16 protein-coding genes are annotated in these 14,185 nt (G+C 71.8%); 5 read left to right on the plus strand and 11 right to left on the minus strand.

From position 1 onward, the window contains the following. Nucleotides 1–65: 65 nt before the first annotated feature. Entirely contained in the window at nucleotides 66–1,064 is a 999-nt protein-coding gene (locus ACWGJB_RS30410) for an anion permease (RefSeq protein ID WP_453383257.1), read from the minus strand. Between the two features lie 7 nt (nucleotides 1,065–1,071). Beyond that, a complete protein-coding gene (locus ACWGJB_RS30415) occupies nucleotides 1,072–1,692 on the minus strand; it encodes a DUF47 domain-containing protein (RefSeq protein ID WP_450762058.1) in 621 nt (206 codons plus the stop codon). Nucleotides 1,693–1,889: 197 nt separating this feature from the next. On the opposite strand from ACWGJB_RS30415, the gene ACWGJB_RS30420 reads away from it, so the two are divergent. After that, nucleotides 1,890–2,228, plus strand: coding sequence for a metal-sensitive transcriptional regulator (locus ACWGJB_RS30420; RefSeq protein ID WP_351747096.1), 339 nt, complete (start codon nucleotides 1,890–1,892; stop codon nucleotides 2,226–2,228). 73 nt (nucleotides 2,229–2,301) lie between these two features. On the opposite strand, the gene ACWGJB_RS30425 is transcribed toward ACWGJB_RS30420, so the two are convergent. From ACWGJB_RS30425 to ACWGJB_RS30465, 9 genes are all read right to left on the minus strand, one after another. Beyond that, nucleotides 2,302–2,469, minus strand: coding sequence for a hypothetical protein (locus tag ACWGJB_RS30425; protein WP_351747093.1), 168 nt, complete (start codon nucleotides 2,467–2,469; stop codon nucleotides 2,302–2,304). Nucleotides 2,470–2,573: 104 nt separating this feature from the next. Further along, nucleotides 2,574–3,428, minus strand: coding sequence for a hypothetical protein (locus ACWGJB_RS30430; protein WP_453383258.1), 855 nt, complete (start codon nucleotides 3,426–3,428; stop codon nucleotides 2,574–2,576). Nucleotides 3,429–3,819: 391 nt separating this feature from the next. Further along, entirely contained in the window at nucleotides 3,820–4,236 is a 417-nt protein-coding gene (locus ACWGJB_RS30435) for an NUDIX hydrolase (protein ID WP_453383259.1), read from the minus strand. Beyond that, nucleotides 4,233–5,255, minus strand: coding sequence for a CHAD domain-containing protein (locus ACWGJB_RS30440; protein ID WP_453383260.1), 1,023 nt, complete (start codon nucleotides 5,253–5,255; stop codon nucleotides 4,233–4,235). Before ACWGJB_RS30440 ends, ACWGJB_RS30435 begins: the two co-directional genes overlap by 4 nt. Then, a complete protein-coding gene (locus tag ACWGJB_RS30445; RefSeq protein WP_453383261.1) occupies nucleotides 5,236–7,593 on the minus strand; it encodes an RNA degradosome polyphosphate kinase in 2,358 nt (785 codons plus the stop codon). The genes ACWGJB_RS30440 and ACWGJB_RS30445 overlap by 20 nt, the downstream gene beginning before the upstream one ends. Nucleotides 7,594–7,790: 197 nt before the next feature. Beyond that, nucleotides 7,791–7,934 (minus strand): hypothetical protein, encoded by a 144-nt coding sequence (locus tag ACWGJB_RS30450; protein WP_453383262.1) that lies wholly within the window; start codon nucleotides 7,932–7,934, stop codon nucleotides 7,791–7,793. A gap of 86 nt (nucleotides 7,935–8,020) precedes the next feature. Beyond that, on the minus strand, nucleotides 8,021–8,926 hold the full coding sequence (locus tag ACWGJB_RS30455; protein ID WP_453383263.1) for an ABC transporter permease: 906 nt from the start codon (nucleotides 8,924–8,926) through the stop codon (nucleotides 8,021–8,023). Beyond that, nucleotides 8,923–9,801, minus strand: a complete 879-nt coding sequence (locus tag ACWGJB_RS30460; RefSeq protein ID WP_453383264.1) for an ABC transporter ATP-binding protein — start codon at nucleotides 9,799–9,801, stop codon at nucleotides 8,923–8,925. The genes ACWGJB_RS30455 and ACWGJB_RS30460 overlap by 4 nt, the downstream gene beginning before the upstream one ends. After that, nucleotides 9,798–10,226, minus strand: a complete 429-nt coding sequence (locus ACWGJB_RS30465) for a GntR family transcriptional regulator (protein ID WP_453383265.1) — start codon at nucleotides 10,224–10,226, stop codon at nucleotides 9,798–9,800. Before ACWGJB_RS30465 ends, ACWGJB_RS30460 begins: the two co-directional genes overlap by 4 nt. A gap of 134 nt (nucleotides 10,227–10,360) precedes the next feature. Between ACWGJB_RS30465 and ACWGJB_RS30470 the strand changes: the two genes are divergently transcribed. From ACWGJB_RS30470 to ACWGJB_RS30485, 4 genes are all read left to right on the plus strand, one after another. Beyond that, the gene (locus ACWGJB_RS30470; RefSeq protein WP_453383266.1) at nucleotides 10,361–10,903 is read left to right on the plus strand and encodes an RNA polymerase sigma factor; all 543 of its coding nucleotides are present in this window, start codon (nucleotides 10,361–10,363) and stop codon (nucleotides 10,901–10,903) included. Then, nucleotides 10,900–11,709, plus strand: coding sequence for a zf-HC2 domain-containing protein (locus tag ACWGJB_RS30475; RefSeq protein ID WP_453383267.1), 810 nt, complete (start codon nucleotides 10,900–10,902; stop codon nucleotides 11,707–11,709). Before ACWGJB_RS30470 ends, ACWGJB_RS30475 begins: the two co-directional genes overlap by 4 nt. Before the next feature lie 78 nt (nucleotides 11,710–11,787). Then, on the plus strand, nucleotides 11,788–12,651 hold the full coding sequence (locus ACWGJB_RS30480; protein ID WP_453383268.1) for an ABC transporter ATP-binding protein: 864 nt from the start codon (nucleotides 11,788–11,790) through the stop codon (nucleotides 12,649–12,651). After that, nucleotides 12,648–14,183, plus strand: coding sequence for an ABC transporter permease (locus ACWGJB_RS30485; protein WP_453383269.1), 1,536 nt, complete (start codon nucleotides 12,648–12,650; stop codon nucleotides 14,181–14,183). The genes ACWGJB_RS30480 and ACWGJB_RS30485 overlap by 4 nt, the downstream gene beginning before the upstream one ends. Nucleotides 14,184–14,185: the final 2 nt, after the last annotated feature.

Raw genomic sequence — 14,185 nt, forward strand, 5'->3', positions numbered from 1 at the left:
CCGTCGGCATGATCACACCGAATGACGAGGACGGAGGGTGAAGACGGTGGTGGTGGGCGCGGCCGCTAGAGGAATGCCAGGTCCACGAGGCCGAACGCCGCCGCTGCCACCAGGGCCGCAGCCGGCATCGTGATGAACCAGCCCAGGACGATGTTCTTGGCCACGCCCCAGCGGACCGCGTTCACGCGCTTCGTCGCGCCGACGCCCATGATCGCCGAGGTGATGACGTGGGTCGTGGAGACCGGCGCCTTGAAGAGGTACGCCGTGGTGAACATGATCGAGGCCCCCGTCGCCTCGGCCGCGAAGCCCTGCGGGGGGTCCAGCTCGATGATCTTGCGGCCCAGCGTGCGCATGATGCGCCAGCCGCCGGCGTAGGTGCCGAGGGAGAGCATGGCGGCGCAGGCGATCTTGACCCAGACCGGGATCGCGTCGCCGTACGTCTCATGGCCGGAAATCACCAGTGCCATGACGACGACGCCCATCGTCTTCTGGGCGTCCTGGAGACCGTGGCCGAGGGCCATACCGGCCGCGGAGACGGTCTGGGCGATACGGAAGCCGCGCTTGGCCTTGTGCGGGTTGGCGCGGCGGAAGATCCACATGATGGCCGTCATGACCAGGTAGCCGAGGATCAGGCCGACGACCGGCGACAGGAACATCGGGATGATGACCTTGTCGACGACGCCGTTCCAGAGGACCTCCGTGCCGCCCGCCAGGGCGGCGCCCACCAGACCGCCGAACAGAGCGTGGGAGGAGGAAGAGGGCAGGCCGAAGTACCAGGTGACGAGGTTCCAGACGATCGCGCCGACCAGCGCGGCGAAGAGGATGCCCATGCCCCTGGAGCCCTCGGGCGTCTCGATCAGGCCCTCGCTGACGGTCTTGGCGACCCCGGTGCCGAAGAACGCGCCGGCCATGTTCATCACCGCGGCCATGGCGAGAGCCGCCCGCGGGGTGAGCGCACGCGTCGACACGGACGTCGCGATCGCGTTCGCCGAGTCGTGGAAGCCGTTCGTGTACGTGAAGAAGAGCGCGACCAGGATGGTCACGACGAGCGCAAAGGTGTCCATCGACGCCTCAGGACTCCTTGACGGCGATGGTCTCCACCGTGTTCGCCACGTGCTCGAACGCGTCCGCAGCCTCTTCCAGGACGTCCACGATCTGCTTGAGCTTCAGCACCTCGATCGCGTCGTACTTGCCGTTGAAGAGGTGGGCGAGAAGCTTGCGGTGGATCTGGTCGGCCTGGTTCTCCAGGCGGTTGACCTCGATCCAGTACTCGGTGAGGTTCTCCATCGTGCGCAGGTTGGGCATTGCCTCGGCGGTCAGGTCGGCGGCCCGCGCCAGCACCTCGATCTGCTGCTCGACGCCCTTCGGCAGCTCCTCGACGTTGTAGAGGACGACCAGGTCGACGGCTTCCTCCATGAAGTCCATGATGTCGTCGAGGGAGGACGCGAGGTTGTAGATGTCCTCGCGGTCGAAGGGCGTGATGAACGAGGAGTTCAGCTGGTGGAAGATCGCGTGCGTGGCGTCGTCACCCGCGTGTTCCGCTGCCCGCATACGCTCCGCGATCTCGGCCCGGGCAGACGCGTCCGCCCCGAGCAGTTCCATCAGGAGTTTCGAGCCCGTGACGATGTTGTCCGCGGACGCGGCGAACATGTCATAGAAGCTCGTCTCCCTGGGGGTCAGACGAAAGCGCACTTGGGGTCCTCGGTATGCATGGGTTTCGGTCAGGCTGATGCTAGGCGCATCATCCGGCCACGGCTAATGGGCCGTCCTCCAGTGTCGCCCATCGGGCAAGGTGATCAGTACGGGGGCGTCCCGAGGGCCCTATACCCAGCAAAGTTCGTTACCATATACCCACCAGGGGTATATGTATCGGCAATGCGGAGGACGCGATGACGACCACCGAGGCCGGCGCCACCAAGCCCTCCGGGAACGGGGCTCCGGCGACCACGCACGGTTACCACAAGCAGAAGGACGAACACCTCAAACGGCTGCGCCGGATCGAGGGCCAGATCCGTGGCCTGCAGCGCATGGTCGACGAGGACACCTACTGCATCGACATACTCACCCAGGTCTCCGCCTCCACCAAGGCCCTGCAGTCGTTCGCCCTGCAACTCCTTGAGGAACACCTGCGGCACTGCGTCGCCGACGCTGCGGTCAAGGGTGGTGCGGAGATCGACGCGAAGGTGGAAGAGGCCACCCAGGCCATCGCCCGGCTGCTGCGGACCTGAACGGGCGGACCCGAACCCGCCGGCCCGATCCGCCGGCCTGATCCGCGGGTCTGACCTGCGGACCTGGCCGAAGTCAGCCGTCCTCGCGCTCCTCGGCCACGCGCAGCACCTCGTCGATGCTCTCCAGGCTGAGTCGTTCCTCGGCGGCCGACGCCGCGATGATCAGTTCTCCGCACAGCTCGATCTCGGCGAGGGCCACGTGGTCCTGAACTGCCGTACCGCCGACCGGAGCCACGTGCATCACCTCTTCTCTGCCGTCACCGACTTCCTAGAGTAGGGAGCGGTCTACACAACGCGCATGGCACGGACGGGCTAGTTCACAGGTTGTACAGAGCCGATCCCGGACTAGTGCGCTGGCTGGTTTTCGGCGATCCGGCCCGCGTAGATGTCCCGGGAACGCGGCAACTTTACGTCCACCGGAGTGCCGAAGTCGTACAGCAGGGTCGTCGAGGCGACCGCGACCGTGCCCTTGCTGCTGTCGTTGACGAAGCTGAACCGCTGCCGCAGTTTGCGGATACGGCCCTGGTCGTCGAGGTACGCGTCGAACGGAACCTCGGCCGTGGCGAACCCTTTCGCCGCGGCGGCGAGGGCAGGCCGGTTGCCGGCGGAGGCGGCGCGGGCGGCGGCCGCGAGGTCGGCGGTGCCCCGGTAGTGCCGGACCTCGACCCCGGCGACCTCGGTCTTTCCCAGGTAGGTCGCGGTGCGGGTGCCGAGGAGCAGCTCGGCCGCGGCGAACGGGTCGGTCGCGCCGCCGGTGACCAGGTTGCCGTCGGAGAGGCTCGCGGTCTCCACGCGGACCCATTTGTCGGCGGGCACCCCGGCGCCCCTGTTCTTCATGAACAGCGCGCCCGGGGCGAGGAGTTCGGTGATCGGACGGTGCTCGGGGGTGCCGGCGGGGTCCTGCGGGAGCACGACCGTGAGTTCACCGAGCTGGTTGCGGTAGTCGTAGCGGCCCTTGCCACGGATGGTGACCCGGGTGCCGCCGGTCGCCATCTCCATCGACGTCGTCGCCCTGGAGGTGGCGGCGGCGCGCAGCGTGTCCGCCGCATGCTTCAGGACGGCGACCGTGGTGTCGCCGGGGCCGCCGCCGGCCCCTTCGGCGGCGGCCCCGCCGCAGCCGGTTGCGCACGCGCCGAGGCCGACCACGAGCCCTACGGTGACGGCCGTCTTTCCAGCGCGCCTGTGCTGCCGCCGATCCATCGCCTGCCTACCCCCAGCCGGTACGTCCGTCACGGGCCCCCTGTCGTTCCGCTTAACGAGGGGTGGGTGGGGCCGTCACGCATACCGGCCGTTTACCGAGCGTGGGTAACGTTGTCAGGGTGGCGCAGAAAGACGGTTCCGGGTGCGGTGTGTACGGGCAGGAGCACCATACGAGGCTGGTCGAGCACGGGCCGTTCTGTTACGCGCGGTGTACGTGTGGGTGGCGAGGGCCGGCGCGCAGGGCTCGGAGCCTTGCGCGTACGGATGGGGCGGGGCATGTGGCTGGGGGTTGCTGAGGTGGTGCGGCGGCCGCCGGCCAGTGGGGGCTGGTCGCGCCCGCGCGGCGGTAGCCGCATGTCGAGTACAGCCCCGCGCCCCTAGGTTTTTTGCCCTACGGGGCGTTGTGAAGCGAGGCCAGCAGTTCGTCCACCAGCTCGGCGTCTCTTGGCTGTGTGAGCCGTTGCCGGGCCTCCGGTGGGCGGAGCCACAGGATCCTGTCCACCTCGTGGTTCGGGGTGAAGTGGCCCTCTCCTGCTTCTCCCGCCCAGTAACGGACCTGCTTGGGGCGGTCGTTGGCGTAGTAGAGGGCCGTGGAGAGTTCGCTGCCGACGTGTGCTGTGTAGCCGGTCTCCTCCGCGACCTCGCGCAGGGCGCCCGTGACCGCGTCCTCGCCGCGCTTGAGCTTGCCCTTCGGGTGGGACCAGTCGTCGTACTTGGGGCGGTGGACGAGGCAGACCTCCAGGTCGCCGTCCACCGGTGAGCGGCGCCACAGGACGCAGCCGGCCGCCAGGACCGGGGTGTCGTTCACACCGCCTCCAGCCGCTGCTTCTGCCACGCCTGCTGGAACGCGAACCGGGCCGCCTCCACCTCGTGCCGCTGGTCGGCGTGGAGGACGCCGAGGGCGTAGGCGGTCGCCGGCGCGATGCGCGGGGTGCGGGCCGCGGCCGCGGCGGCCGCGGCCGCTTCGGAGGCGTCGCGGTGCCGGTTCAGGGCCTGGCCCGCCGAGAACAGCCGTACGTCCACGGGTGCGCCCTCGCCGCACAGCACCTCGCGGGCGTAGCGGTGCAGGCGCAGGAGGAGGCGGACCTGGTGCCAGGGGCCGTCCTGGGGGTGCGGGGCCGGGTCCGGGGACAGGCCGTGGACCAGGGCCTCCGCGTTGTAGGGGTGGCCGGCGGTGACCAGCGGGAGGGCCGCGATGGCGTCGGTGAGGCGTTCCTCGGCCGCCGAGGCGAGCGGGCGCAGGTCGGCCGAGGGCGCCGCGGGGGTGAGCGGGACCTCGCTAGCCAGTACCGCGACCTTGTCGGCGACCGCGTGGAAGCGGGAGGAGCCGAGCGCCTGGAGGGCCGTGGAGTGGGCCCTGGTGCGGGCGAGGGTGAGCTGGCGGTCGAGCAGGGCGCCCGCCTTGGCGGCGCCGACGGTGAGGTTGCCGCGCTCGACCGCGGTCTCCGAAGTGGCCTGGCTCGGCAGGGTCGTCGAGCCGGAGAGCCGGTGGAGTGCCAGCAACAGGCGCTCCAGTCGTGCCTCGTAGGCGTGCTCAAGTCCCAACGTGCCCGACAGCCAGGCGAGTTCGGGGCGGATCTCCTCCGACCAGTCGGCCTCGAGCAGGGGCCGGAAGGTGTGCAGGCTGCCGCTGATGCGCCGGGCCGAGCGGCGCAGCGCGCGGGCGGCGTCGACGGACCCCTCCGCCGCGCTCGCCGTCCCGGTCTCCCGGTGCAGGCGCAGCGCGCGGAGGAACTCGGTGGCCTGGGCGCGCAGGTAGCCCGCGAGGGCGTCCCCGGTCACCACCCGGGCCGTCGGGTCCGTCGGTTCAAGGTGTTGCTGTGCCACGCCGGCGCCTCCGGGCGTCTATGAGCATCTCCTGGATGTTGCGCAGGGGCTGTCCGTCCGCGTCGGTCGCGTGCCGGGTCCACTCGCCGTCCGCACTCAGGTGCCAGGAGGAGGTGGAGTCGGACATACCGGTTTCGAAGAGCCGGGTGAGCGCGGCCCGGTGGGCCGGGTCGGTGACCCGGACCAAGGCCTCTATCCGGCGGTCGAGGTTGCGGTGCATCATGTCGGCGCTGCCTATCCACACCTCGGGCTCGCCGCCGTTACCGAAGGCGAAGACCCGGGAGTGTTCCAGGAAGCGGCCGAGGATCGAGCGGACCCGGACGTTCTCCGACAGGCCCGTGACGCCCGGCCGGATCGCGCAGATGCCGCGGACCCAGATGTCGACCGGTACGCCCGCCATGGACGCGCGGTACAGGGCGTCGATGATCGCCTCGTCGACCATCGAGTTGACCTTGATGCGGATGAACGCGGGACGGCCGGCCCGGTGGTGCTGTACTTCCTTGTTGATCCGCGCGATCAGTCCGTCGCGCAGTGACTTGGGCGCCACCAGCAGGCGGCGGTAGGTCTCCCGGCGCGAGTAGCCGGAGAGCCGGTTGAACAGGTCGGACAGGTCCGCGCCGACCTGGGTGTCGGCGGTGAGCAGGCCGAGGTCCTCGTAGAGCCGTGCCGTCTTCGGGTGGTAGTTGCCGGTGCCGACATGGCTGTAGCGGCGGAGCGTCTCGCCCTCCTGGCGGACCACCAGGGACAGCTTGCAGTGCGTCTTCAGGCCCACCAGGCCGTAGACGACGTGGCAGCCGGCCTCTTCCAGGCGCTTGGCCCACTTGATGTTGGCGTGCTCGTCGAAGCGGGCCTTGATCTCGACCAGGACGAGGACCTGCTTGCCCGCCTCGGCGGCGTCGACGAGCGCGTTGACGATCGGGGAGTCGCCGGAGGTCCGGTACAGGGTCTGCTTGATGGCGAGGACGTCCGGGTCCTCGGCGGCCTGCTCGATGAAGGCCTGCACGGAGGTGGAGAAGCTGTCGTACGGGTGGTGCAGCAGGACGTCCCGCTCGCGCAGGGCCGCGAAAATGTCGGGCGCGGACGCCGACTCGACCTCGGCGAGATCGCGGTGGGTGCCCGCGATGAACTTGCGGTACTTCAGTTCCGGCCGGTCCAGACCGTGGATGCGGAACAGGCCGGTCAGGTCGAGCGGGCCGGGCAGCGGGTAGACCTCGGCCTCGGAGACCTTCAGCTCGCGGACCAGCAGGTCGAGGACCTCGCGGTCGATGGACTCCTCGACCTCCAGGCGCACCGGCGGCCCGAAGCGGCGCCGCATGAGTTCCTTCTCCAGGGCCTGGAGAAGGTTCTCGGCGTCGTCCTCCTCGACCTCCAGGTCCTCGTTCCGGGTGAGGCGGAAGGCGTGGTGCTCCACGACCTCCATGCCCGGGAACAGCTCCTCCAGGTGGGCGCCGATGACGTCCTCGATGGGGACGTACCGGCCCGGGCTGCTCTCCAGGAAGCGGGACAGCGACGGCGGCACCTTGACCCGGGCGAAGTGCTTGTGGCCGCTGACCGGGTTGCGTACCACCACGGCCAGGTTCAGGGAGAGGCCGGAGATGTACGGGAAGGGGTGCGCCGGGTCGACCGCCAGCGGGGTCAGGACCGGGAAGATCTGGTGCCGGAAGAGCGTGAAGAGCCGCGCCTGCTCCTTCTCGGTCAGCTCGGCCCAGCGGACCAGGTGGATGCCCTCCTCCGCGAGCCCGGGGGCGATGTCCTCGTGGTAGCAGGCGGCGTGCCGGGCCATCAGCTCACGGGAGCGGGCCCAGATCATCTCCAGCACCTCGCGGGGCTGCAGCCCGGAGGCGGACCGGGTGGCCACGCCCGTCGCTATCCGGCGCTTCAGCCCTGCCACCCGGACCATGAAGAACTCGTCCAGGTTGCTCGCGAAGATCGCCAGGAAGTTCGCCCGCTCCAGCAGCGGCGTGTTCGGGTCCTCGGCGAGTTCGAGCACCCGCTCGTTGAACGCGAGCCAGCTGCGCTCCCGGTCGAGGAAGCGGCCCTGGGGCAGTTGGGGCCCGTCGTACGGTGACTCCTCGTACGCGTCGAGGTCGGCATCGATGTCGGGTTCGAGGTCGGAGACCGCGGCGGCCACGGTGTGCGGGCGGTGCGCGGCGATGGAGCCCACGGAGGGCTGGGCGTGCTGAACCTCGGCTGCCTGGGCGTTCTGCTGACTCATGACCCCATTCTTCCGCGCCCGGGGCGTGACAGGCGCGTCGGAGCGTGCGGGTGGGAGCCGAACGACCCCGTTTCCCGCGAACCCCTGCGGGGGCGGCGAAGGCTCTGGCGCGGCGGGCTGCATTGGTTGAGCGTCGCAAGCCAGCCTGAACCAATGGTTACGAAGACATGGCGTATGGGATAGCTGCGGGAGGCTCGCGGACGTCGAAGATCAGGTTGCGGCGCCCTCCGGGATCACGAAAGCGACGTTCCTGTACGACCTTCCCACGGATCCCGTACGCCCCTCCGCCGACCGGGGGGACGCACGGGTCCGACGGTCCCTCAGCGGGCCCGGTGGCGCAAGAGGCAGAACGCGCCGACGACGGCCGCCGCGGCAACGGCGAGCACCATGGCGGTGGCCGTGAGGTGGACGGCCCGGAAGCCGCGCAGCGGCCGCCGGGCCGCGCGCGGATACAGCCTGGTCACCAGGGTCACGGCGGCGGCCGAGACCGGCCCGGGCAGGGTGCGGCGCAGGGCGATCCCGGCCGGCGCGGCGCCCGCCAGGGCGGTCGTCAGGCGGTCGTCTTTCCGGTCAGGCGGCGTAGCGCCAGGAAGCAGCCCAGGGTCAGCAGCGCCGTCACGGCGAGGAGCAGGGCGGTGGTGGTCAGCTGGAGCGGCCAGTAGTGCGAGGCCGGGTGGTAGTCGCCGGAGGGCACTGCGCCGTTCTTGCTCTCCCACACGGTCCAGGAGCTGTTGGGGAGGGCGAAGAAGGCCTCTCCGGAGCTGGTCCTCGTCGGCCACAGGCGGGGCATGACCAGCTGGGCGACGGTCCAGATCGCACCGGTGAGGAGCAGGCCGAGGCCCAGGGCGGGCAGGGTGCGGCGGGACAGCAGGCCCGTCAGCGCGCCCGCCGCCAGGCCGCACAGGGCCAGGGCGACGAGGGTGGGGCCGTTGGTGTGGAAGGTCCAGACGTCGTACCACTGCTTGGCGGTGTCGATACGGCCGTTGCCCGCGGCCCACGCCAGATGGTGCAGCCAGACCAGCAGTCCGGTCCCGGCGGCGACCGCGGCGGCCGGTACCGCGAGCCGGACGGTCAGCCAGCGTACGGGGGTGCTGGACTGGGTCCAGGCCAGCCGGGCGGTGCCGGACTCCAGTTCCTTGCCGAACGCGCCGCCCGCCCAGGCGGCCGCCAGGAGGGGCACCGCGGCCAGGGCCAGGGTGGCGTAGTTGTACCAGTCCTTGTAGCGCAGGATCGCGTTCTGGTCGTACGAGCACCGCTTCGGCCACTCCGGGCAGCCCTTGTACTGGCGCCAGGCGTCGGCCGCGGCGTCGGTCATGGGGCCGTGCAGGAGGAGGAGCAGGACGGCGGCGGCGAGCACCAGGCCCGTCCAGACGTACAGCGCGGGGCGGTGCAGGCGCAGCAGCCAGCGGGTGAGGTGGGGCCGGGTGGCCGGCGCGGGTGCGGTCAGGGTGGTCATACGGCCGCCTCCACTGCGGTCAGGGCCGGGGCCTCGGGGTTGCGGAGATGGGCGAGGACCAGCTCCTCCAGGGACGGGGAGCCGGTGCGCCAGTCGGCGGGCAGCGGGCCCGCCGGGCGGATCACGGCGCTGAGCTGGCGGCCGGTGGTCCGGGACTCCACCACGGTGTGCGGGGCGAGGTCGGCGTCGGCGGTGGCGTCGACCCGGGTGTGGGCGGCCAGCAGGTCGTCGATCTCGCCGGCCAGCCGGACCTGGCCGCCGCCGATCAGCAGCAGATGGTCGCAGGAGTCCTCCAGTTCGGCGACCACGTGCGAGGACATCGCGATGGTGGTGCCGTGCTGGGCGGCCTCCACCATGAGCAGGCCCATCAGTTCGTGCCGGGCCAGCGGGTCGAGGTCGGCCATCGGCTCGTCCAGGAGCAGCAGTTCGGGCCGCTTGCCGAGTGCGAGGGCGAGCGCGACCCGGGTGCGCTGGCCGCCGGAGAGGGCGCGGACCCGGGACTTCGGGTCCAGGTCGCCGCCGGCCACGACGTGCTCGGCGGCGGCCGCGTCCCAGCGCTCCGGGTTGAGGTCGGCGCCCATTTGGAGCGTCTCGCCGACCGTGAGCTGCGGATACAGCGGCTTGTCCTGGGCGACGTAACCGACCCGGCTGCGCGCCTCGGCCGGGGTGGTGCCGAGGACGGTCAGCTCGCCCTCGGTCGGGCCCAGCAGACTGGCGGCGAGGGCGAGAAGCGTGGACTTGCCCGCCCCGTTGGGGCCTACGACGGCACACACGCGGCCGGCCGGCAGCCGGAAGCCGCAGTCGCGCAGCGCCCAGCCCCCGCGCCGGCCGAACCGCTTGCCGAGCGCGGTGGCCGCTATCGCGGTGTCGGTCATGAACTCTCTCCTTGGAAGTGCTTCTCGTGCACGGTGAAGTGCTTCTCCGGTACGGGGAAGTGCTTCTCCAGTACGGCGGTGAAGAGTGCGGCCACGTCGTCCCGGTCCAGGCCGGACTCCCTGGCCCGGACGGCCCAGTCGTCCAGCTCCCCGTGCAGCGGGGACTCGGTCGGGGCGGTGCCCAGGGCGCGTTTCACGAACGTGCCCAGGCCGCGCCGGGCCTCGACCAGGCCCTCCCGCTCCAGCTCCCGGTAGGCCTTGAGGACTGTGTTGGGGTTGATGGCCGTGGCCTCGACCACCTCGCGCGCGGTGGGCAGCTTGTCTCCCGGGCGCAGGTGGCCGAGCCGGAGTGCCTGCTTGGTCTGCTGGACGATCTGGACGTAGGTGGCGACGCCGGAGCGCCGGTCGATGCGGTACTCGACCACTCGTACAACCACCCTTTCACTAATTGAGTAGTGAAAGGGTGGTGCAAGGGTGGGCCGAAAGTCAATCCCGGAAGATTTCCGGAACGGCCCCGGAGTCCGTGAACCGATCGGCCGGGCTCGTGCGATGAGGAGACGTGAGCGGAACGAGAAGCGACGGGGAGCTGCTGCGGGCGATCGCGGCGGACTCGGACCGGCGCGCCTTCGAGGAGCTGTACCGGCGGTACGCGCCGTGGCTGACCGCGCGGCTGCGCGGCCGGTGCGCCGATCCGGCGGTCGTCGACGACGTCGTACAGGAGACGTTCCTCGCGGTGTGGCGCGGCACGGCCCGCTACCACGAGGAGGGTGACGCCGCCGGGTGGCTGTGGCGGATCGGGTCGCGGCGGCTGGTCGACGTGGTGCGCGGGGACGGGGCCCGGGGCCGGCTGCGGCAGGCGCTGGCGCGGCTGCGGCACCGGGACGAGGCCTCGGCGGAGGAACGCGTGCTCGCGGGGGTGGAGCACGGGGACCTCGCCGGGGCCCTGGTCCGGCTCTCGCCGGAGCTGCGGGCGGTGCTCCAGGCGACGGTGATCGACGGGCTGACCACCCGGGAGGCGGCGGTCCTGCTCGGCATTCCGCCGGGGACGGTCAAGACACGGGCGATGCGGGCGCGCAAGCAGTTGCGGGAGGAGTTGGCATGACCTGGCATGTGTCTGAGGAAGAGCTGCGGGCCTACGCGCGCGGCGAGTTGGCGGCGCCGCTGCTGTGGTCGGCCGACACCCACGTCGGCTCCTGCGCCCAGTGCCGTTCGGTGCTCGCGGCGGTCTCCGACCCGGTCGCGCTGGATGCCGGCTGGGACCGCCTGGACGCCGAACTGGACGCGCCCCGGCCGGTATGGGGCGAACGGCTGCTGATGCGGCTGGGCGTCGGCGAGCACACCGCACGGCTGCTCACCGCGACCCCGGTGCTGCGCCGCTCCTGGCTGGCGTCGGTCGCGTTCGTGCTGGCGGCGACGGTCACCGTGGTGCGCCTGGTGGACGCACCGGCCCTGTTCCTGGCGCTGGCCCCGCTCCTTCCGCTGGCCGCGGTGGCGCTGTCGTACGGACCGGCACTCGACCCGACGTACGAGATCGCCGCGGTCGCCCCGACGCACGGCTTCCGGCTGCTGATGATCCGCACGGTGGCCGCACTGGCCGCCTCGCTCGGCCTCAACTGCCTTGCCGCGCTGGCCCTTCCGGGGTACGGCCTGCTCGCCTTCGGCTGGCTGCTGCCCGCCCTCGCGCTCACCGCGGCCGGCCTTGCGCTCTCCGCGCGGCTGGGCCCGCTGCTCGGCCCCGGCCTGGTCGGCGGCGCCTGGACGCTGCTGATGGTGGTGGCCGCGCGGCACCCCGCGGACACGCCTGCCGCGTTCACGGCGGCGGGCCAGTCGGTGGCCGCGGCGCTGGCCGCACTGGCGATCTTCCTGCTGCACCAGGCGCGCGACCGCTTCGACGCCAGGCCCTACTGACCTGTCGGCCTTCTGCCTTTCTTCCTTTCTGCCCTTCTGCCTTCCCGACCTGCTGATCCTGATCGCTGGAGCCCCTACGTGAACACCACTGTCTCCGCCGCAGGCCTCACCGTGCGCTATGGCGGCACCCGGGCCCTGGACGGCGTCTCGCTGCGTCTGACGGACGGCGTGACGGGCCTGCTGGGCCCGAACGGCGCCGGAAAGACGACCCTGCTGAAGGTCCTGGCCACGGCCGTACCGCCGGACAGCGGCGGCTTCACGGTCCGCGGCGAGGACCCGTCGACCCCGGCCGGCCGCCTGGCCGTCCGCCGCACGCTCGGCTACCTCCCGCAGACCCCCGGTTTCCACCCGGACTTCACGGCCTTCGAGTTCGTCGACTACGTGGCCGTCCTCAAGGAGCTGACCGGCCGGGCCGAGCGCCACCGCGAGGTGCGGCGCGTCCTGGGCCAGGTCGGGCTCGCCGAGGTACGCGGCACGCGCATCCGGCGGCTGTCCGGCGGCATGCGCCAGCGGGTCGCGCTGGCCGCGGCCCTCGTCGGCGACCCCGGCTTCCTGGTCCTGGACGAGCCGACCGTCCACCTCGACCCCGAACAGCGGATGCGGTTCAGGGAGTTGGTTGCGGAGGCGGGGGAGGGCCGCACGGTGCTGCTCTCCACCCACCAGACCGAGGACGTGGCGATGCTCTGCCACCACGTGATCGTCCTGGCGGGCGGCCGGGTCCGCTTCGACGGCACCCCCGTCGAGCTGACGGCACGGGCGGCGGGCCGGGTGTGGAGCAGTACGGAACGCGCCCAGGGCGCCCGGGCGGGCTGGCGCACCGGCAGCGGCGCCTACCGCAACGTGGGCGACCCGCCGGCCGGCGCCGACCTGCTCGAACCGACCCTGGAGGACGGCTACCTGCTGGTCCTCGACGACGAGACCACGGAGGTGGCGGCGGCATGACGACGACCCTGGTGAAGCCGGCCGTGCCGGTGGCGGGCGATCCCGGCCGTCGTACGGCGTCCGTGCTGACCCTCGCGGCCTTCGAGGCCCGCCAACTCGCCCTGCAGATACCGGTGGTGGTGCTCACCCTGGTCTATCTCGTCTACGTCGGCTACCAGTTGTTCGGCCGGGACGAGGGCATGGACGCGTACCCGGTCCTGCACGACGCCGACCGGGCCACCCAGGGCGGTCCGATGCTGCTCTGCGTCGCCCTGCTGGCGTGCGTGCACCGGGCCGCCCTGCTGAACCGGCGGCGCGGGCTGGAGGAGCAGCTCTCGGTGCTGGTCATGTCGCCGCCGCGGCGCACGCTGGCGCACGCCCTGTCGGTGGTGCCGTTCGCCGTCGGCGTGGGCCTGGTGGTGGGCGTCCAGTTCGGGTGGGCGGCGCTGCGGCCGGGCGCGGTCGGCCACGGCTCGCTCGCCGAACTCGCCGTCGCCCCGCTGACGGTCCTGCTCTCCGGGGCGGTCGGCGTCCTGCTGGCCCGTGTGCTGCCGTATGCGGCGGCCCCGGTGCTGTTCGTGATCGCCCTGGCGGTCGTCGTCACGCTCCTCGGCGGTGTCACGGGCGGCGCGCACGGTGTCCAGTGGCTCTGGCCGATGGTGCAGGAGAACGGCGGCACCCCGGTCCCGGGCGAGCTGCTGGGCCGCCCGGCGGGCTGGCACGCGCTGTACCTGGCGGGGCTGACGGTGCTGGCGGCGAGCGTCGCGGTACTGGTGGCGGGCGGCCGGACCCGGGCGCTCCAGGTGGTGACGGCCGTGGCCCTGGCCGCGACGGTCGTCGGCGTGAACGGCCAGACCCCGGGCACGTCGGCCTCGCTCCAGGCCACCCGGAAGGCGGAGGCGGACCGCCCGGGGAAGTTCCAGACGTGCGTGGAGCGTGACGGATCCCGGTACTGCGCCTACCCGGACTGGACGGGCTGGGCGGCCGACTGGGCGGGTGTGGTGCGCCGGGTGCGGGCCGAGGCGGGCGGCGACGCGGCGAACCCCCGTCTCACCGTCCGCCAGCGCATCCAGGAGATAACCGACCTGACCACGGACGCCACCCTGCCGACCAGTTCGACCCGGGGCACGGTCACGGTCGGCACCCAGTGGGGCGGCAACCGGGTCCCCGAGTTCGCGGTCGGCGTCGCCAGGGTCCTGGTGGCGGGCAACGAGATGGCGACCATCGACATGTGCGACGCCCGGGCGGTCACGACCATGTGGCTGGCCCTCGCCACCGACCCCACCCCGACGGACACCTTCCGCCGGCTCCGCATCGACGACAGCCTCACCGGCCCGGCCGCGGTCCTCACCCCGGACGGCGGCAGCATGAGCGTCTCGGCCCAGGCCACCGAGGTCGTACGAGAACTGCTCGGCGCCCCGCACGACACGATCACGGCCCGGGTGAAGGCCCACTGGTCAGAGCTGACATCGTCCCGTACGACAGCGGCGCAGGCGGCCCGCCTGCTCGGCGTGAACGTACCGAAGGGCCCGGACGACTGCGGGGAGGGCTGACC

The sequence above is a fragment of the Streptomyces sp. NPDC054813 genome (assembly GCF_053611365.1).

Bases quoted from the DNA above. Each gene is read 5' to 3' on its own strand.
- ACWGJB_RS30455 (WP_453383263.1), bottom strand. From the start codon at position 8,926: ATGACCACCCTGACCGCACCCGCGCCGGCCACCCGGCCCCACCTCACC.
- ACWGJB_RS30410 (WP_453383257.1), bottom strand. From the start codon at position 1,064: ATGGACACCTTTGCGCTCGTCGTGACCATCCTGGTCGCGCTCTTCTTC.
- ACWGJB_RS30485 (WP_453383269.1), top strand. From the start codon at position 12,648: ATGACGACGACCCTGGTGAAGCCGGCCGTGCCGGTGGCGGGCGATCCC.
- ACWGJB_RS30460 (WP_453383264.1), bottom strand. From the start codon at position 9,801: ATGACCGACACCGCGATAGCGGCCACCGCGCTCGGCAAGCGGTTCGGC.
- ACWGJB_RS30420 (WP_351747096.1), top strand. From the start codon at position 1,890: ATGACGACCACCGAGGCCGGCGCCACCAAGCCCTCCGGGAACGGGGCT.
- ACWGJB_RS30445 (WP_453383261.1), bottom strand. From the start codon at position 7,593: ATGCAGCCCGCCGCGCCAGAGCCTTCGCCGCCCCCGCAGGGGTTCGCG.
- ACWGJB_RS30430 (WP_453383258.1), bottom strand. From the start codon at position 3,428: ATGGATCGGCGGCAGCACAGGCGCGCTGGAAAGACGGCCGTCACCGTA.
- ACWGJB_RS30425 (WP_351747093.1), bottom strand. From the start codon at position 2,469: ATGCACGTGGCTCCGGTCGGCGGTACGGCAGTTCAGGACCACGTGGCC.
- ACWGJB_RS30475 (WP_453383267.1), top strand. From the start codon at position 10,900: ATGACCTGGCATGTGTCTGAGGAAGAGCTGCGGGCCTACGCGCGCGGC.